General features: G+C 35.4%; 23 protein-coding genes. 9 read left to right on the forward strand and 14 right to left on the reverse strand.

Annotated features, from left to right (window positions below; genetic code table 11):
• Positions 1-264 precede the first annotated feature (264 nt).
• Both ACIQZG_RS00005 and ACIQZG_RS00010 read left to right on the forward strand, forming a co-directional pair.
• Positions 265-720 carry a helix-turn-helix transcriptional regulator gene (locus ACIQZG_RS00005; protein WP_402753107.1) on the forward strand — a complete coding sequence of 152 codons (456 nt, stop codon included), beginning with the start codon at positions 265-267 and terminating at the stop codon, positions 718-720.
• A 438-nt stretch (positions 721-1,158) separates the two neighbouring features.
• Positions 1,159-1,893: a metallophosphoesterase gene (locus ACIQZG_RS00010; protein ID WP_402753108.1), complete on the forward strand. Its 735-nt coding sequence runs from the start codon at positions 1,159-1,161 to the stop codon at positions 1,891-1,893.
• A gap of 22 nt (positions 1,894-1,915) precedes the next feature.
• On the opposite strand, the gene cyoE is transcribed toward ACIQZG_RS00010, so the two are convergent.
• Complete coding sequence (cyoE, locus tag ACIQZG_RS00015) at positions 1,916-2,866, reverse strand: heme o synthase (protein WP_402753109.1); 951 nt, start codon at positions 2,864-2,866, stop codon at positions 1,916-1,918.
• 618 nt (positions 2,867-3,484) lie between these two features.
• Here cyoE and proC point away from each other — a divergent pair.
• Complete coding sequence (gene proC, locus ACIQZG_RS00020; protein WP_402753110.1) at positions 3,485-4,285, forward strand: pyrroline-5-carboxylate reductase; 801 nt, start codon at positions 3,485-3,487, stop codon at positions 4,283-4,285.
• A gap of 135 nt (positions 4,286-4,420) precedes the next feature.
• Here proC and ACIQZG_RS00025 read toward each other — a convergent pair whose 3' ends face one another.
• The 6 genes from ACIQZG_RS00025 to ACIQZG_RS00050 form a co-directional block, all read right to left on the reverse strand.
• Positions 4,421-5,074, reverse strand: a complete 654-nt coding sequence (locus tag ACIQZG_RS00025) for an alpha/beta hydrolase (RefSeq protein ID WP_402753584.1) — start codon at positions 5,072-5,074, stop codon at positions 4,421-4,423.
• A 150-nt stretch (positions 5,075-5,224) separates the two neighbouring features.
• Positions 5,225-5,785 (reverse strand): hypothetical protein, encoded by a 561-nt coding sequence (locus tag ACIQZG_RS00030; RefSeq protein ID WP_402753111.1) that lies wholly within the window; start codon positions 5,783-5,785, stop codon positions 5,225-5,227.
• 111 nt (positions 5,786-5,896) lie between these two features.
• Entirely contained in the window at positions 5,897-7,096 is a 1,200-nt protein-coding gene (locus ACIQZG_RS00035; RefSeq protein WP_402753112.1) for an NAD(P)-dependent malic enzyme, read from the reverse strand.
• A gap of 394 nt (positions 7,097-7,490) precedes the next feature.
• The gene (locus tag ACIQZG_RS00040; protein ID WP_402753113.1) at positions 7,491-9,662 is read right to left on the reverse strand and encodes a bifunctional diguanylate cyclase/phosphodiesterase; all 2,172 of its coding nucleotides are present in this window, start codon (positions 9,660-9,662) and stop codon (positions 7,491-7,493) included.
• A 327-nt stretch (positions 9,663-9,989) separates the two neighbouring features.
• Positions 9,990-10,691 (reverse strand): tetratricopeptide repeat protein, encoded by a 702-nt coding sequence (locus ACIQZG_RS00045; RefSeq protein WP_402753114.1) that lies wholly within the window; start codon positions 10,689-10,691, stop codon positions 9,990-9,992.
• Positions 10,692-10,822: 131 nt separating this feature from the next.
• Entirely contained in the window at positions 10,823-11,302 is a 480-nt protein-coding gene (locus ACIQZG_RS00050) for a thioredoxin family protein (protein ID WP_402753115.1), read from the reverse strand.
• Positions 11,303-11,499: 197 nt separating this feature from the next.
• On the opposite strand from ACIQZG_RS00050, the gene ACIQZG_RS00055 reads away from it, so the two are divergent.
• Together ACIQZG_RS00055 and ACIQZG_RS00060 are read left to right on the forward strand one after the other, a co-directional pair.
• Positions 11,500-13,803 carry a YhgE/Pip family protein gene (locus ACIQZG_RS00055; RefSeq protein ID WP_402753116.1) on the forward strand — a complete coding sequence of 768 codons (2,304 nt, stop codon included), beginning with the start codon at positions 11,500-11,502 and terminating at the stop codon, positions 13,801-13,803.
• Between the two features lie 78 nt (positions 13,804-13,881).
• Positions 13,882-14,391, forward strand: coding sequence for a PCYCGC motif-containing (lipo)protein (locus ACIQZG_RS00060; RefSeq protein WP_402753117.1), 510 nt, complete (start codon positions 13,882-13,884; stop codon positions 14,389-14,391).
• A gap of 272 nt (positions 14,392-14,663) precedes the next feature.
• On the opposite strand, the gene ACIQZG_RS00065 is transcribed toward ACIQZG_RS00060, so the two are convergent.
• From ACIQZG_RS00065 to ACIQZG_RS00075, 3 genes are all read right to left on the reverse strand, one after another.
• On the reverse strand, positions 14,664-14,873 hold the full coding sequence (locus ACIQZG_RS00065; protein ID WP_402753118.1) for a hypothetical protein: 210 nt from the start codon (positions 14,871-14,873) through the stop codon (positions 14,664-14,666).
• Positions 14,861-15,175 (reverse strand): hypothetical protein, encoded by a 315-nt coding sequence (locus ACIQZG_RS00070; protein ID WP_402753119.1) that lies wholly within the window; start codon positions 15,173-15,175, stop codon positions 14,861-14,863. Before ACIQZG_RS00070 ends, ACIQZG_RS00065 begins: the two co-directional genes overlap by 13 nt.
• Before the next feature lie 188 nt (positions 15,176-15,363).
• The gene (locus ACIQZG_RS00075) at positions 15,364-15,900 is read right to left on the reverse strand and encodes an isochorismatase family protein (RefSeq protein WP_402753120.1); all 537 of its coding nucleotides are present in this window, start codon (positions 15,898-15,900) and stop codon (positions 15,364-15,366) included.
• Positions 15,901-16,395: 495 nt separating this feature from the next.
• Between ACIQZG_RS00075 and ACIQZG_RS24555 the strand changes: the two genes are divergently transcribed.
• The 4 genes from ACIQZG_RS24555 to ACIQZG_RS00090 all read left to right on the forward strand — a co-directional run bounded on the left by ACIQZG_RS24555 (position 16,396) and on the right by ACIQZG_RS00090 (position 20,078).
• On the forward strand, positions 16,396-16,566 hold the full coding sequence (locus ACIQZG_RS24555; protein ID WP_483869776.1) for a TMEM164 family acyltransferase: 171 nt from the start codon (positions 16,396-16,398) through the stop codon (positions 16,564-16,566).
• A 190-nt stretch (positions 16,567-16,756) separates the two neighbouring features.
• The gene (locus ACIQZG_RS00080) at positions 16,757-17,425 is read left to right on the forward strand and encodes a response regulator transcription factor (protein WP_402753121.1); all 669 of its coding nucleotides are present in this window, start codon (positions 16,757-16,759) and stop codon (positions 17,423-17,425) included.
• A 3-nt stretch (positions 17,426-17,428) separates the two neighbouring features.
• Entirely contained in the window at positions 17,429-18,892 is a 1,464-nt protein-coding gene (locus ACIQZG_RS00085) for a sensor histidine kinase (protein WP_402753122.1), read from the forward strand.
• Positions 18,893-18,965: 73 nt separating this feature from the next.
• Entirely contained in the window at positions 18,966-20,078 is a 1,113-nt protein-coding gene (locus ACIQZG_RS00090) for a TolB family protein (protein ID WP_402753123.1), read from the forward strand.
• A 98-nt stretch (positions 20,079-20,176) separates the two neighbouring features.
• On the opposite strand, the gene ACIQZG_RS00095 is transcribed toward ACIQZG_RS00090, so the two are convergent.
• From ACIQZG_RS00095 to ACIQZG_RS00110, 4 genes are read right to left on the reverse strand one after another with little or no spacing between them, the layout of a single operon-like run.
• On the reverse strand, positions 20,177-20,923 hold the full coding sequence (locus ACIQZG_RS00095) for an alpha/beta fold hydrolase (protein WP_402753124.1): 747 nt from the start codon (positions 20,921-20,923) through the stop codon (positions 20,177-20,179).
• On the reverse strand, positions 20,920-21,621 hold the full coding sequence (locus tag ACIQZG_RS00100) for a transglutaminase-like domain-containing protein (protein WP_402753125.1): 702 nt from the start codon (positions 21,619-21,621) through the stop codon (positions 20,920-20,922). The genes ACIQZG_RS00095 and ACIQZG_RS00100 overlap by 4 nt, the downstream gene beginning before the upstream one ends.
• 38 nt (positions 21,622-21,659) lie before the next feature.
• Positions 21,660-22,424 (reverse strand): helix-turn-helix domain-containing protein, encoded by a 765-nt coding sequence (locus tag ACIQZG_RS00105; RefSeq protein ID WP_402753126.1) that lies wholly within the window; start codon positions 22,422-22,424, stop codon positions 21,660-21,662.
• Between the two features lie 27 nt (positions 22,425-22,451).
• Positions 22,452-23,276, reverse strand: coding sequence for an MBL fold metallo-hydrolase (locus tag ACIQZG_RS00110; protein ID WP_402753127.1), 825 nt, complete (start codon positions 23,274-23,276; stop codon positions 22,452-22,454).
• Positions 23,277-23,351: the final 75 nt, after the last annotated feature.

The following is a 23,351-nucleotide window of genomic DNA, read 5'->3' on the forward strand; positions in this document are numbered from 1 at the left end:
CAAAAATCTTATTAAATTTAAAGTATAAAGAAATCGGGGTTCATTTGGGTTAAGGTGCTGTAAATTTACAGCACCCCAACATTTGATTTAGAACCAGTTTTTCTATTCTTAAACACTGTTCATCCTTGAATATTCAAAGAAACATTATGTGAACAATAACGATTATTCTTTTCTTGTATCGTAATTTACAGTAAAGTAAAGTAGCTGTTTTCTCATTATTTCGTGTATACTGATTGAAAACAACCTAAAAGAAGGAGTATTTTAATGCAGCGTGAACAACTTATAGTACTCATCTCTGATAAACTTAAATTAATTCGTACCGAAAAAGACTTTACGCAAGACCAAATGAGTGACTTACTAGGCCTCTCCAAAAAAACACTTGTTCAAATTGAAAAAGGTCGAATTCAGGCAGGATGGACTACAACCGTTGCAGTCTGTGCCCTATTCCGTGAAAGTTCTATTTTGCAGCATGAGCTTGGTGGAGATCCTCTGGAAGTCGTTGATTTAATTGCGAATAATGGTACATTACAGCCAAAAGAAAAAACAATGGGTGGATACATATGGTGGAAGAATATCTCAGAGCATGAAGGCTATCGTCTACAGCAAAATGCTATTAGTAATCACTATCGCATTTTAGATACGAACAACTACCGTCTTCTCTCTAGTTTTGAAGAAGAAATAATTAATGATGCTTGGGCAAAAATCCAACAGAAACAATAAAAAGGTGATGTCTAATAAGTCCCTTAAAACAGAACGATTTGCTTTCTATCTGGTAAAAATCCGCTTCACTTTCCGCGGATTTTTACCTGTATATCAAAAAAGCTACTCTCAGCATACTATTTTACTTTTAGGACAACCCCTCTCACATCATCACAAAAAGACATACAATCACATTATAGACGTACACTCTTCCAAATTTTCGAATTAAAGACACCTCTATTGCCGCTAAATAATAAAGATATTTAAAATCGTATCACTGTACGCTTCATAATCCTGTTGAAACGATTACTGCAAATCTCCCCCCTTTCTAACTTTATAGACGAATGAATGAAGAAAAAAAATTACCTCAACATAAAATAGATGAAAAAAGTCGAAATTTGCAAGAATATTCTTTATACTTAACAATAACCGCTCATGTACTGGAAAGGATGCTATTTTATGACACGGATACTTGCCATTAGTGATATTCATGGGGAACTAGGACTTTTTCAACAACTATTAGTGAAAGTAAATTATAATGCGGCACAAGACCAATTATTTCTACTTGGTGATTATATAGATCGGGGCCCTGCTTCAAGTGGGGTTTTAAATTTAGTAGCGGAGTTAAAAGCAAATGGTGCACGCGTGTTAATGGGCAACCACGAGGCCATTATGCTTGCAGCCTGCCGTTTAGGAGATCCTAAACCTTGGCTACATTGGATTACTGTATGTGGCGGAGATAAAACCCTTGCAAGCTATGGATATCAAGCAGAAGACTTCAACGAAGCTATCATGACCAATACTTTACCAACATTTATTCGTTCTTTACCGAAGCTCGAAGAACATTTAAAACTTATCGAATCATTTGAAACATTTATTGAATTAGATGATGCTATTTTTGTCCATGGTGGGGTTGTACCAGGAAAGGCGCCAATTGATACGGAGAGCGATGAGCTTTTATGGATTCGAGAAGAATTTCATGCAGGCTATCAAGGAGAGAAAACAGTAATCTTTGGTCATACTCCGACCTATAAACTGTACCACGACCCAACCAATTTTAGCGTGTACGTAGGAAAAAATAATATTATCGGCATTGATGGTGGTGCTGTATTTGGCGGTCAGCTTCATGCACTTGAATGGCCAAGTCGCACCATCACCTCTGTCACAAGCAAGAAGCCAACAAGCGCAAAATAAATGCTTGTTGGCTTTTATATATTTAATATAATTTAAAAATAACTCCTACTAGAGAATAGACAATAACTGTTGTAAATAATATCGTCATATGTAGTAAGGAGAATACGAACATTTTCGTTGCCCATTTCACTTGATCTTTATTACTATGATAGCCATAAATACTCATGATAAGCCATGCCACACTCAATATCAATGCTACTAGCATAATCCCAATACTTAGCGAACCAAATAAAAAGCTCGATAAAATAAGTAAAATTAAATAAAAATTCGTTTGGTAGTACGTACGGCGCATCCCTTTAACAACAGGAAGCATCGGTACACTTGCCGCTTCGTAATCAGCATGTTTTCGGATAGCTATTGCATAAAAGTGCGGCATTTGCCATATAACCATCACCAAGTAGAGACCGATTAACGCTGGATGTGTCACGTCTGAAGAAACTGCCGCCCAGCCGATCAGTGGTGGTACAGCACCAGAAAAACTACCAACTTCTGTATTATAGATCGTGCGACGCTTTGTCCACATTGTATATGGCACAACGTATAAAAAGACCCCTAGGAAACCAAATAATGCAGCAAGTGGTGAAGCAAGTGCCAGCACACCTATACCAGAAACTAGCATCGCAATCGCTAAATACAGTGTTGCTTTTGCAGTCATTTCTCCTGTAACAGTTGGTCGGTTTTGCGTACGGGGCATAATAGCATCTATATCACGGTCGTACACATTATTAAAGGCTCCTGCTGCTCCAATAACAAGTGCTGAACCAATCGTCGCAAATAGGATTGCAGGAATATTCTCCATCAGCGACATTTGATTTTTATACATCCCTAGCGCCAAACCTGCCCACATTGGAATTAAATTGGATTTAATTATCCCTGTTTTGACTGTCTGTGCTAAAATAGTTGAGCGAGAATGCTTCACTGTATTAACATTTCCAGCTTGCGAATTACGCTCTGTTTTCAGATTTTGTTCCATTCAATTTAATTCCTTTTCTCTATAAATTTCTAGACACTTTCTTCAAGATAGAAAGCGACAATTTTTGCAAAATACATATCAGATTGGCTCATGTCTATAACTTGGAGTTGATTTCCGTTTTGGCTTATCGCTTTCAAGGGGCATCCGAGTCCAGCTTCGGGCCAACATGATGTTGGTCACAAAGGCGATGTCACAGGACTTGAAGTTTTTAGTCTTCGTTCCCCCATAGGCGCGTTCAAGGATTTCATCTTGGACGCTAATCCCCTAGGAAATCTCTGCTTTGCGACGAAAGGGAAGCGACATGAGCACTCGCCCAGCCTTCACTCCAATCAACACGCATTTTAAAATCAATTAGTAGTTTAATCAAATGTCATTCGCGACTTTTGGAGATGAGCCATCAAATTACCATTCTACCTCTTTTTAAATAGATATGTCTCTAAGTTCACATAAAATACATGATTTCGTACGAGCAAAGCGACATAACTCTCTCTCTATGATACCATCGTCCGACATGATTTTGAACATTATTGCCTCAATACTTGCTTATCACTATTCAAGAAAAACATTCTGTTCTATACTAATGTGGATGTTCTTTATAGATGAAGGAGTGTAAAGCACGTGAAATACGGTTTTATCGGCCTCGGTAATATGGCCACAGCAATTATAAAAGGTATGTGTAATAGTGGAGATTTCCAATCTTCTGCTATTTATGGATATAATCGTACTCCCGAAAAAACGACAAATTTAGCTACTACCTATGGGATTGAAGCTAGTAATTCCATTGAAGAATTAATGGCTCACTGTGACATAGTTATACTAAGCGTGAAGCCTCAAATGCTATCAGATGTTTTACCCGAGGTAAAAAAACATTTACAAGATAACCATATTATTGTCTCGATAGCGGCAGGGAAAACTATTTCTTATTTCCAAGAAAACTTGTCTGATGCAACACCAATTATTCGCGTAATGCCTAATATTAATGCGATTGTTGGTGCTTCAACAAGTTGTTATATGGCTAGCGAACAAGTATCAAAAACACAAATCCAACTCGTCACGTCATTGTTTGAGACAGTCGGTACCATTACGGAGGTTCCTGAGCATTTATTCTCAATTTTCACAACAATCGGCGGTGCTTCCCCAGCGTTTACGTATATGTACATCGATGCGTTAGCACGTGCGGCTGTACGTGAAGGTATGCCAAAAACTATGGCATTAGATATTGCTGCCAATGCCGTACTTGGTAGTGCTAAGATGATCTTACAATCGCAAGAACACCCTTGGGCACTTGTCGACCAAGTATGCTCACCGGGCGGCACTACCATTCAAGGCGTATCTTCCCTTCAAAGTAATCATTTCGAAACAACTATACACGATGCAGTGGCAGCCGTGACAAATAAAGATCGCAGCTTAGCAAAATAAATGTAAGCCGACTTCAAACATTCTGAAGTCGGCTTTGCTTTTTCTACTAATTTCAAGTCTATACAAATTTCCACCAGCATATCAAAATACTGATAGCATACTATCTTTATTTTTGCCCTACTTTTCAATTTTTTATTATTGAACTGTCTCTTGTAATTCTTGGGCTAAAAATGCGATAAGATCACGCATATTATCAGGTGTTACACCATGTCCATCAGGATATTGCTTGAATACAACATTTGCTCCAAAACGTTCAAATGTTTCCTTACTTTCAATACCCCACTGAGATGGAATGACATAATCATAATCACCATGTGAGATAAAGATTTGTAAATGATCGACTGGACGAATAGCATATTCTTCTGTAACAAATTTGGGTGTGTACCCACTAAGAGCCACTACTCCGCGGATTAAATTCCCCATAGAAAACGCCAGTGACTGCGCTAAAATAGCCCCTTGACTAAAGCCAAGTACATATACTTTATTTGGATCAATTTGATATTCGCTAATTGCTTCTAACATAAAACGTTGAAGAGCAACTAACACTTTGTCGAAGATGGCACGGTCTGGCTTCCCGATTTCTTGAATCGTGAAAAATGCATATCCTGGTTTTTGTGTTATTGGTCCTCGTAAACTAAAAATATGACACTGTTCTTTAAAATCCTGGACGAGTTGAGGGAGATCATCCTCATTACTTCCCATACCGTGGAGTAAAAAGATTGCTGGGTATTTTTTATTAGGATCCATATTAGACGGTTGCGTATGTTTAAATGTAAACGGTGTATTCATGAACATAATTCCTTTCAAGTGAAATTACTACCATCTTATCATATTCGACATTTATCCTGTACAAATGTTGTATTATTTTTGCTCTTCTATATAAGATCCCTCGATATCACACAAAAACTCCCATTGTTTAACAAGGGAGTCTCTGAAATACTATATTAACTTTGTTTTATTAATAATACCATCTGTATGGTATGCAATATAGCCTTTCACGATGCGAATTGTTTCCTTTGGATCTGCTTCAAATAACACCTTTGACTGCTCAGGTGTTGACACAAGTACCGTCAATAAATCCATACGCATTGAATGTCCTGCAGAGCTATAGGCATAATCATACACAATATCTTCTTCTGTTATATGTTCAGTTTCATATTGTTTATGAAAAAGTGCTGTTGCTTCATCCATTTGCTGTGCGACTTGCTGACGCACACGCATTTGATGCATCAGTAACTCTTCTTCTAGCTTTGCTGGCTTTAACCATTCTTTTTGCTCTAGCATTTGTATAAATTCTCGTTCCCAAACTTGCTCATTTTCAGAGAAATATAGCATATTCATCATTAACATATCCCAAAATACGATTTGTGAAGTTGATGATTCACGCTGCATCGCAATCGTTTCTTTAAAATGCTGTTCCACTTTGGATATATTCATATTTCGTACTAAGTGATTGCATGCTTTTTCAATCAATTTATTTGCCACATCTTGTGCCATCATAAAAACCCGTCCTTTATATCAACAAATCATTTCGTCACTATCATACCATGATTGTCGTCGATCTTCATTTATCTAAAATGAAAATCATCCTTAGACAGATAAAGGCAACGATTAGCCTCGGTGATGTGGTTGTTGAAACAATACAGACACGCCAGACTCAATCGCTGCACTACCAACAGCTTTTGCAACAACGCCTGCAACACGTTCATCCATAGATTTTGGAATAATAAATTCTTCACATAAATCCTCTTCCGAAACTAAAGACGCAATTGCTTCTACAGCTGCTAATTTCATCGCTTCGTTAATATCAGTTGCACGCACATCTAATGCACCGCGGAAAATACCTGGGAATGCTAACATATTATTTACTTGGTTTGGATAATCTGAACGACCCGTCCCCATCACACGAACTCCCCACGCACGTGCATTATCATAAGTAATCTCTGGATTTGGATTTGCTAATGCGAAAACAATTGGATTGTCATTCATCGAATCGATATGCGCTTTTGTAAGTAAATCCGCTACCGATACGCCAATAAAGACATCACTTCCTGCAATTGCATCATCCAATGAGCCTTTAAGCTTTTCTGGGTTAGAAATTTTAGCGATTTGCTCTTTAATACTGTTCATACCCTCTTCACGACCATCATAGATGATTCCCTTAGTATCACACATAACAACATTTTTATAGCCCATTTGCAGTAGTAAACGTAGAATTGCAATACCTGCTGCGCCTGCACCATTAATGACCAACTTCATATCTTTTGGTTGCTTCTCGACAATTTTCACAGCATTCAACAAACCTGCCCCTACAACGATGGCGGTACCGTGTTGATCGTCATGAAACACAGGTATATTACATTCTTGACGAAGGCGGTCTTCAATTTCAAAACAACGAGGTGCAGAAATATCCTCTAGATTAATGCCTCCAAAAGTTGGTGCAATTGCCTTCACTGTACGGACAATTTCATCCACATCCTTAGTGGCTAAGCAAATTGGAAATGCATCAACATCCGCAAAACGTTTTAATAAAATTGCTTTTCCTTCCATTACGGGTAAAGCGGCTTCTGGCCCAATATCACCTAAACCTAATACCGCAGTTCCGTCCGTTACAATCGCAATTAAATTCCCTTTAATCGTATAATCGTAAACAGCCTGTGGATTGTTTTCAATTTCAATACATGGCTGCGCAACACCTGGAGAATACGCTAAACTAAGGTCATATGTATCTTGAACTGGCACTTTCGCCACAATTTTCATTTTTCCTTGTGCTTGGCTATGCATTTCTAACGCTTTTTGCATAATATTCATCAATTAAACCCCTATCCTCGAACTGAGTTTCAATTTTGCACAATATTATTATTACAAAACTATTCAGTTAATTCTGTTTATTATATTTTGAAAATTATATTACTTCATCTAAGTAAAGTCAATGCTATAAAGAGGGGTAATTTTAAAATTTCTAGCCATTGATATTTTTGGAGTTTTAAAAACAAAGAAAAATGTATTTATTATATTACTATCCAAGTATAGAGAAATCATGCTCATTCTTTGTCACTCAAACGATCTTTTTTAATTTCAAAATTGAATATCCCCGTTTCAACTTCGAAACGAGGATATCCATAAACATTTACTATGTTAGTATGTGTATTGATTAAAAAACTATTAGGTTGCTTGATTCCTATTCGATATACGAGTAAACTTTTTACTTTTCAAGTATAGTAAGCTGATTTAAAATCCCTTTAGCATTAGATTGGATCTCCTGAAAATTCCCCTGCAATATTATCGGCCTGATTGGTTTACTAAATAAGTAGCCTTGAACCATTTCGCAATTACTCGCCTTTAAATAAGCAAGCTGTTCCACTTCTTCTATTCCTTCTGCTACTACTTTTAATTGTAAATGCTTCGCCATTGAAATGATCATGGCCACTAGTGCCTCATCTGTAGAATTAGATTGAATTTTTTGCACAAATGATCTATCTATCTTTAAACAATCAATTGAAAAATCCTTTAAATATGATAAAGATGAATAGCCTGTACCAAAGTCGTCAACCGCAATTGTGATGCCTAGTTCTTTTAAATTACGTAAGACGGCAGTCATATGATCGATGTTGATGGTCATACTTTCTGTTATTTCTAATTGTAAATACTGTGGTTCGAGCTTTGTATTCGTCAGCACTTCCTGTACCATTTCCACTAAATCTTGTTGGAATAATTGACCTAAAGATAAGTTGACAGCTACTTTCAGCGGCGGTAAGCCCTCCTGATCCCACTGTTTTACCTGATGACAAGCCGTTTTCAATATCCATTGTCCAATTGGAATAATTAACCCTGACTCTTCTGCAATTGGGATAAATGTCCCCGGTGAAATCCAACCTTTTTCAGGATGCTGCCAACGTACCAGAGCCTCTACAGCAATAATTTCTCCTGTTTTCAAATCTATTTGTGGTTGATATTCTAAAAAAAGTTCATCATTATCTAGTGCACTATGTAAATCATTTTCTAAAATAAGTTTTTCAGTCATTCCATTGGACATACTTGGATCATAATGCATAATTCGTGCAGGGATTTTACTAGCGTCATTCATTGCATTTTTTGCATGCATCAGCAACTCTTCCTCTGTACTAGCATCTGTTGGATAAAAAGCTATCCCAATATTTAAATTCCCATTAAGTGAAAAGTGCTGTATACGGAAAGGCTCCGTCATAGCTTCTTGCAATTGTTTTCCTAGTTGCTTCAGATACTGAGGATTTTTCACTTCATCAATATAAACAATAAAGTAATCTTCTCTTGAAATACTAAGTATATATTTTTCCGGTAATTCACGTTGTAATCGTTTAGCGGCCATAGCTAACATTTGATCTGCATATGTTTTACCAAGCGATGCCTTAATTGTCGTCAAACGATCGATTTCTATGGCTAAAATAGCTTTTTTTGATTGATCTATGTATATTTTCTTTTTTAACGCTTCCATTATATAACGCTCATTTGGTAAATTCGTTATATCATCGTGATATGCCATAAATTGCATTTCTTCTTGCGATTTTTTCAAATGCTTCTGTGTCTCTATTAACTGCTGAAATGGCTTTTCGATAGAAGAATAGTAGATAGCTCTAAAAAAAATATAAAATGCAGATAGCTGAAAAATATGTCCAGTGAAATTTTTAATATCGTATACATCATTATATGTTGTATATAGGATATCGCTCACGATCAAGTAGATTGAGCCACCTACTAGTAAAAATATTCTTCTAGGTGCGACTTTAAAATGACTCATTAAAAATAAAAGTAACACGACTTGAATAAAAACAGCAGCATACTGAAGACTATTTTTCAATAATGTAGGTCCACTACCCTCATTAATAAGATTAGGTAGAAGTTGAGAATAGACTAAAATAATACATGCAATTGTCACACACAATGAACAACTATAAATAATCCATCTGTAAGAATTATTTATCTTCTTTTCCTTAAAACTTAAAATTATTAGTAGACCTATAGCTAAGAACAATCTTGACATCATAAAAAACCAAGTAGCAGCATAAGGAGTACTTTCAGTAATAAAAAACGGCATACCTTTATAAGAAAGCGAATGCGCTATTTCAAGTAAACCAATCGTTAAAAATAAAGCACCGAGATAGAGTCGAGTACTCGATAAAAGATAGGGAGAAATCAACCAAGATTGTATGGCAATGGTTAAGGAGACAACAATAATGAAAATCTCAATCAGCAGATGAATTGTCACATAGTTATCCTCTCCAAAGATTCCGTAAAATTCATCACTCCAAAAAACAATAATTGCGAGTAAAATGATAGAAAAGAATAGGAATTGAAGTCCTTGTTTGTATAATGAAATGTCTTCCCCGAATTTACGCATCAATAAATACCTCCCATTCTATCTAATATACTATTACGGACAAAACTTCATATAACGCTTCAAAATACATTCCAAATAATTTCTACCTCTAGATTACCATGAAATACAAATAATGTAATCACTACAAATAAACTATTGTGAAATTATAAATTCATTTGTAATATTTATTAATTACCTCACGAAGACTATGTTAAACTACATTTTTGGTTATTAATAAAATTAAAAAGGACCTCACAGTAGGGGGTCCTTTTTAGTAATTATTACATTAATAAAAATTAGAACGATAAAGAGCCTTCATAAAGATAAAAACCAGCATCACACTAACTTTTATTCAAATACATAACTATCCATATTATCAAGTGTACTTTGAATCGCATCTTTTAACGATCGTTGGTGCTCTCCACAAAGGGTAATTGCTTCTTCTAACGTTATTGCCGCATTAGCGATGAATGGTGCCATTTGTAAATCCTTCGCTAATTGTATGAGCACAAGTGCCTTATTCCATTTCCAACGCGCATTCGTAGGATCCAATTGTATCGCTTGCTCTAAATAGCCCAATGCATCAAACGGCATCCACCCAAAGCGATGCATCGTTTGCCCAGTTATTCCCCAGTACAATGCTTTATTTGGACTCTCTTTTACAGCTTGTTTGAAGCAGTGCACACTTTCATTATAGTGGTGTGCAAATAAGAATAACTCTCCTTGCGTAAAGAAAGACTGAGCCTTCTTGTCTACTGTGCCCAATTTGGCTATCTCCTCTAGTTCCTTCACACGTCTCGTAAATTCCGCTTCATCCTTTATAGCACGTATTTCTGCCACTAAATCAGATGACGAATAACTCTCATCAGCACGTTCTTCCTCCTGGCTAACAACTATCGATGCTGGCTTTGGATAGGTAGCAAAATCGTATTCTTTTAATAAAGCAATATATTTATCAGCTAATTCCTTTTCTTGTCCACTGGAAACTTGCTTGGCAGCTTCATAACACTTCATCAGCTCGCCATTGTAAAAATAATCATCCATTGTCATACGTCTTTCCCCCATTATTCACAACATATTTTTCGTATGTATAGTATACACTACGAAAACTCTTCACGATAAAATGCTCTGATAAATTAGAAAAATCCCTTACAACTTACTTGTAAGGGATCATTTTTCTTTTATTTTAATACTTCCGCATCAAAAAATGCGCGTAAATCTTCTTCTTCTAAAGCACCTACAAAACGATTGACTTCTTCTCCATTTTCAAAGCGAATAAATGTCGGGGTTGCTTCAATTTCGTACTTATCCCATAATTCGTCATAAAATTCAAGAGTGTTTAGTTGTGCAATGTCGATACCAAGCTCATCAGCGATTGGCATTAACTTCGGTGTAAATGCTTGGCAGTGTATGCAAGTTGGACTGAAGAAGTATGCATTCACATCTTCACCTGCTGCAATTTTTTTCTCAAGTTCATCTGGTAACATAATGTTTTGGTAATTTTCATCATCTAATTGGTCAATCGTTTCTTGCTGCAGGTCTTTATCGCCATATGCATTGTTTTCACTTGATAACTTTTTGTTATTTGATACATTTGTTAGGAAAATCACTGTTGCAAATAACACAACTATAATCAACCCGATAATTAGTAGCTTTTTCACTAGATTGTATTCCTCCCTTATTAACACTAAAACATCCTATATTTAGTGTATTCGCGATTGATTATAAAGTTTTTTCAAATCATAGTAAACTAATTAGTCTTTTCACCATTAACTTTTACAATATTTCATCATAAATCATTTCATTTTTGGAATCCTACTTACTATAAAAACAATATGAATGTGAAGTGATTGCTTGCATGAAATCCTCTATCCAACATATTTTTCAAATTTATAAAACAGATATTAAGAACATCGCAACAAATTGGGTAACAGCGGTCATCATTGGCGGTTTGATCTTTTTACCCTCTCTTTATGCCTGGTTTAATATTTACGCCTCAATGGATCCATATGCCAACACAGCCAATATGAAAATTGCCATTGTCAATGAAGATACGGGAGCAACCGTCAAAGGAAATGAATTAAATGTAGGGAATGAAATTATTACGAATTTAGCTGAAAACGAAAATTTTTCTTGGCATTTTATTTCGAAAGCAAAAGCGCTAGATCAACTTAAAGACGGTGACTATTTCGCTGCTATTATCGTACCAAAAGATTTTTCAGAGAATTTGACGTCCATTATGACTGATACACCTACAAAAGCTCAGATTGACTATTATGTAAATGAAAAAATTAACCCGATTGCCCCCAAAATCACAAGTAAGGGTGCCGGTGTTATAACAGATCAAATTTCAAGTGAATTTGTATCGACAGTAAATGGTACGATTTTCGATATTTTTAATACAGTTGGTATCGAAATCGAGAAAAATATTCCCGATATCAATAAATTCGAGAATTATATCTTTACTATTGAACAACATTTACCCGAAATTGAATCAACACTCACGCAGTCGACAAAAGATGCACAAGAAGCCATAAAACTGGTCAATGGCGCTTTGTCGCAAATTCCTGAAGTGCAAAAAGTCACAAACAATGGGCTTAACTCTATAGATAATGGCTTAACGCTAATTACTAAAGTAGAGACAATGCTGCAAAATTTATCGCCCATAGTCAAAGAAAATTCAGCGACGATACAAACTATAAAAAACCAGTTTAATCAACTACTTGAAAAAATTCAAAATACAAATGCTAATGATACTAACATCAGTCAAATTCAAAAACAACTAAAAGAAGCACAGCAACTTGTAAATGATAGCATTCAATCTATGGAGACTTTGAATAAACTAGCCAACACTGAAGCTGCAGCACGCAAACAACTAGAAAATGATATACAAAATACAATCACACAACTACAACAAAACAATTCTGCAGAATCGACACAACTTGATCATAATAAGTTAATTCAACAACTTCAATCCGTTCAAAAACAATTACAAGCGAATTCAAATTTAGAAGATTATCCTGCCAAATCACTTACTGAGCTCAATCAATTAAAATCATTATTAACAGAACTGTCCAATAATGTACAACAGCTAGATAAATCAAATGGTACCAGCGAAACCATAAAAAATGACATTGCCCACCTACAACAAGTTGTACAGAATATTACAAACCATTTAGATCAATTTTTCAACAACTATGTCAATCAATTAGAACCCAAAATAAACTCAACCTTAGCTGGGGCAAAAAACACACTAACAAGTGCCTCCTCACTGTTAACAAAAGTGCAAAATGCCATCCCACAAGCGACACAACTTTTAACAAATACGCAAGGAACTTTGTCGTCTGCATCGAACTTACTAAATCAGGTTCAACCCAATCTTCCAACACTTCATAAGAAAATTGTTGAACTAGCACAGAAGCTGCGTGCTTTAAACAGTGAGGCAGATATTACTGAAATCGTCCAGTTACTAAAAAATGATGTCAATGCTGAACGTGAATTCTTTGAAGAACCCATCAAATTAGAAGAACATAGAGTGTTTCCTATCGCTAATTACGGCACAAGCATGACACCCTTTTACACCGTGCTAGCAATTTGGGTTGGCTGTTTATTGCTGATTTCACTTCTTGCGGTAGATATGCATCATGGAAAGACATTTAGCATAAGAGAAGTATATTTTGGACGCTTGCTAACATTTGCAACACTTTCCTTATTACAAACAATCATTATTGCTATAGGTGACATTTTATTGTTAGATGGCTCTATTAGTGCTCCTATTTACTTTGTACTATTTGCACTCTTAATTAGCTTTGTATTTGTCACCTTTGTCTACACCCTTGTGTCCGTATTTGGAAATGTCGGGAAGGCTATGGCAATCGTAATGCTCGTGCTACAAATTGCAGGTTCAGGTGGAACATACCCTGTTGAGCTTTTGCCAAAGTTCTTTCAATTCATAAATCCATTTTTACCATTTACCTATGCGATTGAAATGATGAGAGAAGCTGTTGGAGGTATAATCTGGAATAAAGTATTTGTGGATGTAGGTGTACTGTTATTTGTGTGGCTCTTCTTTATTCTATTTGGTTACTTCTTCAAGAAACTACTAAGTGAGAAAATGGAAATATTAATGAGGAAATCAAGAGAATCAAATATATTCCACTAAATGTTCTTAACCTTCTACCAGCATCCATTCGAACCATGGTATAATGTGGGCATTGTATACTTGTAGGAGGTATTACCCTTGAAAAAATTAGCATCTATTTTTGCTGTATCCTTATTAATTTTAAGTGCTTGTGGCGCAGAAAAAAATAAGGATGAGCATGTAGAAGAACCTGAAAAACAAGAAGCTTCACACGCAGGTCATGACCATGCTGTTGGTGATATTCAAGAAGAAACAGCTAGCGCAGATGTCTTGCCATCTTTCTTAGATGGTCAAAATGAAAACATTCGATTAGTCTATCAAATCGCTGGACATAGTACTGAAATTTTAGAATGGATTCCTTGCTATTGCGGCTGTGGTGAATCTGCTGGTCATAAAAGCAACTTAAATTGCTTCATACAAGAAAAACGTGAAGACGGATCAATTGTTTGGGATGACCACGGTACACGTTGTCTTGCTTGCCTTGAAATCGCCCTACAATCAGCGCAAATGCATAAAGACGGCAAGAGCCTAAAAGAAATTCGTAATGCTATTGATGAAGCATACAAAGAGGGATATGCAGAACCAACACCTACAAAAATGCCTGCATGAAAAAAGAGTCGCTTCAGCGACTCTCAGACTGTAGACAAAGTCGATTTTTTCGACTTTGTCTATTATTTTTAAATTAGACGGCTATAAGCACAATTCTTTTTAGATTTTCTAAACCCTTTATTTTCAAGGATTCAGAAAAACATTTGAACATAGAAAACAAAAATCAAATGCCGACATATGATAACTTTTTGTTACGAATTTAGTTTGTCGACACTCTGAGAGTCGCTTCAGCGACTCTTTTTTTATTCTTCATCCTCGAGTATTTGATTTTTTCACTTTTTACGTAATATGAAATATAAAAGAAGCGTAATGCCTACTATTAACAACGCAAATTCAGCAATCTGCACGAATGAAATTCCACTATCTTTTTCATTAACCACTTCTCCAGAAGAATTTTCTCCCCCTGCCGCAACGACAAATCGTCCTTCCTTCGTCTCAATAGCAGCAGTTGTTTTTTCATTTGATTCTTTTAAATGAGCCAAGAAATTCTTTTGTTTAACTGCATTGTCAAGCGTTTGAATAAGTAATATTGGCTGCTTGTCCTGCCATAAGCTTTTCGTGATAAATGCATGATGAGCGATCGTTTCTTGTAAAAATCCTTGCTGTAAATAATCCTCTGTCGATAGCGGCAGTTTTTCTTGATGATTGCAAATAGCTTGAAATCAGATGCTAATCCTACAAAAATAACTGATTTTTGTTTTAACTCATCTTCTGTGACATCTGTATCCTTCTTGAATGGTGTGTTCGCTATCTTACCATTCATCATTAAAGCTTTGTATGACAAAAGTATTTGCGTATCATTATTTTTTACTTTATCAGGTACAACAATTAAAGAGTACTCATGAAATGCTTTGGGAAAGTCTCTTAAAGTAAAGGTTGGTGTTGATGCTTCTTTAGGCAGAGTTAACGAACTAGTACCATCTATATATATATATACATCGTTTTTTTATATTGTATTATCATTAACTCTACTTATTTCACAAGTTGTAACACCGTTTTAAAATGCTCATGATCTGCTCGTTGTAGCAGCTCATATAATATCATTTCTGTACTTGTTGGCAAAATTTCAAGTGCCTGCATTTTTGCAAGTCCTATTTCCTTATTCAATTTCGTACGCGAAGACACCGCATCCACCACGACCTCAACCTCAAAGCCCTGCTCTTTTAGTTGTCTGGCCGTTTGATAAACACAAATATGCGTTTCAATACCTGTTACGATGAATTTCGTACGGCCACTTGCTTTGAGTGCATCTATAAATGCCTGTTCACGACATGCACTAAATGCCATTTTCGCAATAGGTTGACCTTGCATATGCTGTGCAATATCCAACGCCGTCCCGCCTAAACGGCCTGGATTTTGCTCAAGCCAAAGTACAGGTACTTCTAAAGCTTGCATTGCTTGTACGAGTTTTGAAACATTTTGAACAACTTCCTCACTATTATCAACGATTGTTGCAAGTTTGCCTTGTACATCAATTACAACAAGACATGCTTCATCTACTGTAAACATCACACAACACTCCCTATTTTAGATTTCACCTTTATTATAACGAAATTCACTCTACTTATCATTTTGTAAAAATAACATGCTGTTACTATGATAGCTAGAATATTTTACGTATATTAATTCTCCAACAGTAAATAAAAGGAATATATACTTACACTCTTGAATATTACTTTGAGAACAACTAGGAGGGTGACACCTATTTATGCATGTATCTGCACTCTTACTTTAACTGAAGGATTTCATTTATATGACAATATCCATTTCGGCTGATTGCTATGCATTTGCTTGGTCATATATCTATTAGCGATGTATTACAGACAAGCCTCACTGTCTACACGCCTAAAAATACGGCATTCTCTTGGCTTTGGAGATTTCAAAGGATTTATATCATATTACACACGGTACTTTTTCATTTTATTATTTACCATTACATTTATGTAGTTTGACAATTTCCATTGTTTTTGGCACGCTTTTCGTCCAACTAAAACGTATACTGAAATGCTTTATGACCTGGCGTTGCCAGGTGAACTTGTGCCTAATTGGCGTCAATTACATAAAGTTGCGATCATATTGGCTATTGCCGTGTTCCCGATTTACTTCTTTAACAAGCATTACGATTTGAACTTTATGTTCTTAAATACCCCCTCCCCAGCTCACCTCTTGTGTTAGAACAGTGGCTTGGAAATCCTGGCTATTTAATTGGCTTTGCAGGGATGATTGGCGCAGTGTAGTTAGTGATGTATATGCCTATTAGTATGATGAAAAATACAAAAAATAGATAAACATATAGGGTTAGCAATATTTTCGCAATAACTTTTTAGTACAATGAAACGATAGCTATAGTGAAGGAGTTACAGCAATGAACAAAACAGTACTAATAATAGAAGATGAAGAATCAATTACCGATATTTTAGCGTATGCTTTACGAAAAGAAGGCTTTATCGTCCATAGCGCAGCTACAGGAAAAGCTGCCTTAACTCGCTTTGAAGGTGGAGATATCAACCTAGTGATTTTGGATTTGATGTTACCTGATACGACAGGTTTTGAATTATGTAAAAAACTAACAGCCACAAGTAATGTTCCTATTTTGATGTTGACTGCCCGCGATGATATTGTCGATAAATTACTCGGTCTAGAGCTTGGTGCTGATGATTATATGACAAAACCCTTTGATTTACGAGAGCTCATTGCACGTGTAAAGGTTTTACTTCGACGTCAGCCTATTGAAAGTACATTTCATTATTTAACAATCAATGATGCGATTAAAATCGATCCACGAGCCCATCTTGTATTCATACATGATGAAATCGTGGCACTAAAACCTAAAGAGTACGAACTTCTATTATTGTTTGCACAAAATAAGAATCGAGTATTTACAAGGGAAGAGATTTTGGATACTGTTTGGGCGATGGACTTTGAAGGCGGACTTCGCACTGTGGATGTACATGTTCAGCGAATTCGAAAAAAACTTGCGTCTACCATCATCGACACTGTTTTTGGTACAGGTTACCGGATGAAAGGAAACTAAGTGATGAAATGGACAATTCGAAAAAAGTTTTTTCTAGGGTTTTTATTATTATTTGCAATTGCAGCACTGCTCTTTAATGAACTATTAGAAAAAACGATAGAAAACAATACAATGACCGTGATTCAAAATGACTTAACGAAACTACAACATACTTCGAAAGAATATATTAAGCAGTTTTCACAAATTCACAGAGCTAAAGATGACTTGTTTATTGAGTATGGCAGTTCAATTGCCCAGGAATTAAGTAAACTCCATGCGCAAAGCGTCGCCATTTACAAAACAGACGGGCAGTTTTTATATGAAGCCGTACCCGTCAACATTCCCATTCTCATGGAAAATACAAAATATGAAACCGATATTGACGAAAATAGCAGTAACGAATTACAACAAGCTTTTCAGAACAAAGCTGCTTATACGCCTAAAAAACTAACTGAGGGTACGATTATTTACTTTGCCTACCCTGTTTATGTTCAAGACGAATTTCACGGTGTGCTAAGGTTTACGGGAGACTATTCAGCAATGTACAAGCATAATCAACAACTATTACATAGCTTTACTTTACTGACAATCATATTATTCGTCGGTGTTTTTGTGATTTCCTTGTTATTAACAAGCCAAATTATTAAGCCTTTGCGTACATTAACTAGCGCAACAAAACGAATTGCAAATGGTGATTACAGCGTGAGTACACCTATCCATACATCAGACGAAATCGGTGAGCTCGCAATACAATTTCAGCACATGCAAAATGAAATCCGTCAGCAGATTCATGTGATTGAATCGGAAAAGGAAAAAGTATTAATACTCGAGAAAAAGAGGACAGACTTTTTTCATAATGTCACACATGAGCTGAAAACACCCCTTGCGACAATTTCTGGCTATGCACAAATAATCGGTGAAAAAGACTTTGACGACTCGCTTTTTTTAGAAAAAGCAGCACAGAAAATTCGATTAGAAAGTGATCGTTTAAATGAAATGGTTTCGCAATTGCTGTCGTTTTCTAAAGCGCAGTCTGAAACTACTTTTAAAAGTTTTGAAGTTTTTGATTTGTTTCCGCTAATCCAGTCTATTTGCGAAGATTTGCAGTTGAAAGCCACAAAATATGCGATGCCTATTCTTATAACAGGACAATCATTTATGATGAACGGCCATAAAGATGAAATACGACAGGTCATCATTAATGTCATCGATAACGCGATCAAACATGGACTGTCCAATCATCCCATCGAAATATGTGTATATGATCGTATTACAATAATAAACCATAGCCAGCCAATTCCTCCTGACATTATCACACATGCCTTTGAACCTTTTATTCATACTGCAGCCAAGGGGAATCATGGATTAGGACTTTTCATTTGTGCGCAAATTATCGAACAGCACAATGGGTCTATTTCATTTAACTATCAACAGCCACAAACAATCATCGAAATTAACTTACCTAAGTTGGCAACATTTCAGCAATAACTGTTTGCAGTTTGGCAATATCTATCTCCTATGATAAATATGTGGACAAAACAGTTTAAAGGAGGAATTCAACATGAAAAGAAAGTATTTAGGAATTACGGTGTTAACAATAGCATGTATCATGGTTGCGGGTTGTTCGTTATCAGGGGAAGCAAATACACAAAAAACCGTAACGATAAATGACGATGTACAATTAGATAGTTCCCTAGCGGATAGTAACCTAGCCATTGTACATACGTCCACAATTCCAGTGACGGAAAAGGCAGATTTTAAAGGCTTTCGGGATGAGCACATTTACTATACTAAAAATGGCGCTATCAATACGTTGCATCTTCCCACACAAGTAGAAAGCAAACTCTCGGATCAGGAATTTTTTGCACTATCCGAAAATGGTAATCGCGCACTATCTAGAATAGATGATCAAATGTATGTTTTAGACTTTACCACGAAGACAGAAAAATTAATTGAAGAAGGTTCCGAAGAGTATTTATATTTCGCAGATGATGAAGGAAAAGAAATTTTTTATGTAGAGTTTAGGGACGAGTTTAAAATCCATGTCATCAATGTTGATTCTTCTGAAGTAAGAACTTGGGATTTAACAAATATTTTCAAACTAGATAATTTCGAACTAAATTCAATAAAAAAGGATGAAGATGGTATATACATAGTTGGCGATTCTATTGAAAATGGCTATGGTTTGTATCATTTAAACAATGCTGGAGAGATAAAAACAATCTCCAACTTAACAAATATTGACTCCATGTATCAATTTGAATTTATCGATTCCACTAATATCATTTTCAATGATACCTATAAAGGAAAAACAGGAATTTACTTATTGAATTTAGAGTCAAATGAGGTTACTCAATTTGTTGCAGGAGGTAAGGATGATGAAGGGGTTTGGACTCCATTTTACAAGTTATCTCCTGATAAAAGTAAAATCCTTTTCGATACACCAGTACAAGTTGGTAATGATTATAAAAGCAATGTTTATATGGCCGAGTTAGTAAATAATCAGCTTGTAAATACGGTGCGTATTATGGAAAATGCCGAATTGGGTGCTGTCATTATGCTTTCTGGACATTGGAGCCAAGATTCAAAAACAGCTTATATTAGCACATTTAAGCCTTGTAAGACTGGTAACACATTCATTGATACCGTTGAAATCTTCACGATTCAAGAATAGCTGTCACCTTCATTTCTAGCAACCATAAAGATAACCTATTCACAATATTTATGCAGGAAGATTCACAAAATGTAATCTTCCTGCTTTTTTAGCTACTATTAGTCTTCTGATTCTAAAGTAATATCTAAAAATTTTTCAATATATACGTACGCTTCTTTTTTACTCAAAATGTTAAAGTGGTTACTGTTTTTGACAACAAATAATTGTGAATTTGCTATACTATTATGAAGTTCGATTGTATGCTTCATATAAATCAAGTCATTTTGTGCTGTTAAAATTAATGTGGGCTGTGACATCTTCTTAAAATCTCTTTGTTGTAGGCCAATATCTTTTTTTATTAATTCCAACTTCCAATAGTATTGTTGCATTTTTTTACTAAAGAGAGCTAATATTCTTGCACAATTCGCTAATATAAATACACACAACCGAAACCACTTTTTAATGCCTTGTACTTGATAGTTTCCTGAAATGCTAATTAATTTAGTTATTAAACCTGGAGCTAAATGATTCAAATATAATCCAATATTTGCTCCGTCACTATAACCAATTACCACGATATTTTTCAGCTTCTTTTTGTGGCAAAATGACAGTATATCTTCTGCAAATTGCTCGATTGTAAAAGGCATTTCACCACTTTCGCTCAATCCATGTCCACGACTATCTATTGCCACCACATGAAGCTTCCGTGCTAACTGGCGGAATATTTCTCGAAAGATTCTACCATCTTGACTATTTCCGTGAAGTAATAATACCGTTTCCCCAACACCCGCTTCATAATAATTTATTTTAATATCATTAACTTTTAACTGTTGATTTTCGAACATAACTCCACCATGCTTTATCATACCTTTCTAATCCATTCTAATCGCTTATTTATTTTTTTTCGTAGTATATTAAATAATATTCTTTTCATAAAGCCATTCGTATTATTATATTTTTTAAAGAACTCGTCAGGGCTATTATAAACACCAAGTTCATCTGTAATTGAAAAACTTTGAATATAGGTGCTTTGCCCACGCCAGCATACATCCATTCGTTCCTTTTGTTCGACTGCGATGCCGTAACCAATATAGCCCCCATTCGATTGACAAAGCAGGTCCTTTACTTGATGCAAGTAATCGTCATCGATAATTACCCCCTCTAAAGCGACCCACTCCCCTTCAAAATACACTTCCGTCCATGCATGTACAATATTCTTCGGTGCGACCAGATATGTAATCCCTGTTAAAGCACCTTTTTGCATTTTTTTATCGATGTAAAAGCCTTGAATACGACATGGGATATTGACAGCTCGTAATAGTGCCATTAAGAGCGTACTTTTTGTATTACACTGACCGTAGCCATCCCGTAATACTTGAGAAGCCGGTATATCATCGCTACTGTTATAGCCGAATTTAATCTCATTTCTGACAAAATCATATATATTCGAGATTTTTTCTTTTTCCGATAATTGCTGCCAACCTTTTCGATTGACGAGTTGTTGAATACACGGACTATGAAAATCCAACATCACTGTATCCGATAAATAATTGCTCAATTTCATCGCCCCCTTATACTTCAACTATAAAGGGTTTTATTTTCTTAAACTTTCAAATAGATGCTATCTTTTCGAATAGAACTTGGGCTCATACCTAATTTGTCTCTGACACTTCTCGTAAAATGCGAAGAGCTATGAAAACCCGCTTCAATTGCAGCATCCGTCATTTTCATACCAGTAAATATTAATAAAAAAGCTCTTTTCAACTTTTCATGCACTAAAAAACTCGTTAAAGAAATGCCCATTTCTGCCTTAAACAAATGAGATAATCTACTTTCTGATAGAAATATATATTCACTTAACTTTTTGATTGTAATTTCTTCAAATTGTGTATTTCCGATATAATTAATTACTTGTTGAATACGTGGATCTAGGGGAGAATGTGCCTCTATTTTATGTAATTGTAATGTTTCCATTAATTGTTGTAGAAACTGCTTATATTGTTGGAGGCTTTCAATTGATTTAAACTTTGAAAGTAACGCCATATCTATATAATCAAATGAATAAAATCCATTATCCTCTAGCTTGTGATGTAATGTTTCACCAAATGACGATTCTGGATTGACTAACACATATAATTGCCAGCCATTTGTTCCTTGTAGTTTATGCGGTTTATTAGAATCAATAATAATGCCACTTGTTTGAAATACTTCTTGTTCAATTTCAACTGTAAACATTTTATCGAGCGACAGTGTTACTTGAATATAATGATGTTGATGAACATCAGTATCTACCTTATTTGTAAAAAAAGTAATATGGTCTTCTAAGAAAAACAAGAACAGCTTATGATCAAGATTTCCCTTATCCATGTTATACCTCACTCACCTATTTTTTCGTTACTTCAAAATTATAGATTCACCAGTTTTAAACGGATGCAATTTTTCTTTTAATATAGTTTTAAGCATTTTAAATGCTTTAGGACCTGTACAATGGCACGAGTAGAAAGAATTTATCGGCATCTCGTTTAATATATCACCAATCGCCATAACTTCTTCTTCTGTTTTCCCTAACGTGTTTAGGATAGGTAGTCCAATTAGATGAAATCCGCCGATTATCTTATCAATTTTTTTACCAGGGAATTTCTTCAATGCTACTTCAACCATACTTACAATACCGTGATGGCTACAGCCACTAAACAGAACTAGCCCCTTATTACTTTCAATAACTAACATTAGTTCATGATTAAAATCATCTAACTCTTTGGGACTTCCTTTATAAAGATTATTTGTATAATTATTCGTTGGTTCTAAATGGACTATATGTATTCCTTTTGCAATCTCCATATCTTGATTAATGAAATTTAAACGGTTTTCATAAATATCCTGTATAGCACTATTAGCCCCAACTTTGTGGTAATAGGCACCTATTTTAAGCCAATGAGGTTCTAGCGCATATTGCGATAAATATATTTGCGCGTGCTCATTCACTTCATTTAAATAAGGTAATCCACCAATATGGTCAGAATGTCCATGCGAAATAATGACTGCATGCGCTTTGCTCAAATCTATTCCTAACGATTTTGCATTTTTTATATAAGTACTATCTGGTCCTAAGTCAAAAATAATATCTATTTCTTCAGTTTCGATATACAAAGACAATCCATGCTTTGCTGTTAACTTCTTGTCATGCTTAGTATTTTCTATAATTGCAGTAATCTTCATTCCTAAGATCCTCCCTCTATTTAGCTCTCATAATTCTGGCTAGTGTTAAGTAAAAAAAGTCAACGAGAGTAAAAT

The organism is Lysinibacillus sp. NPDC096418 (assembly GCF_044762775.1).
Classification (GTDB): Bacteria; Bacillota; Bacilli; order Bacillales_A; family Planococcaceae; genus Lysinibacillus.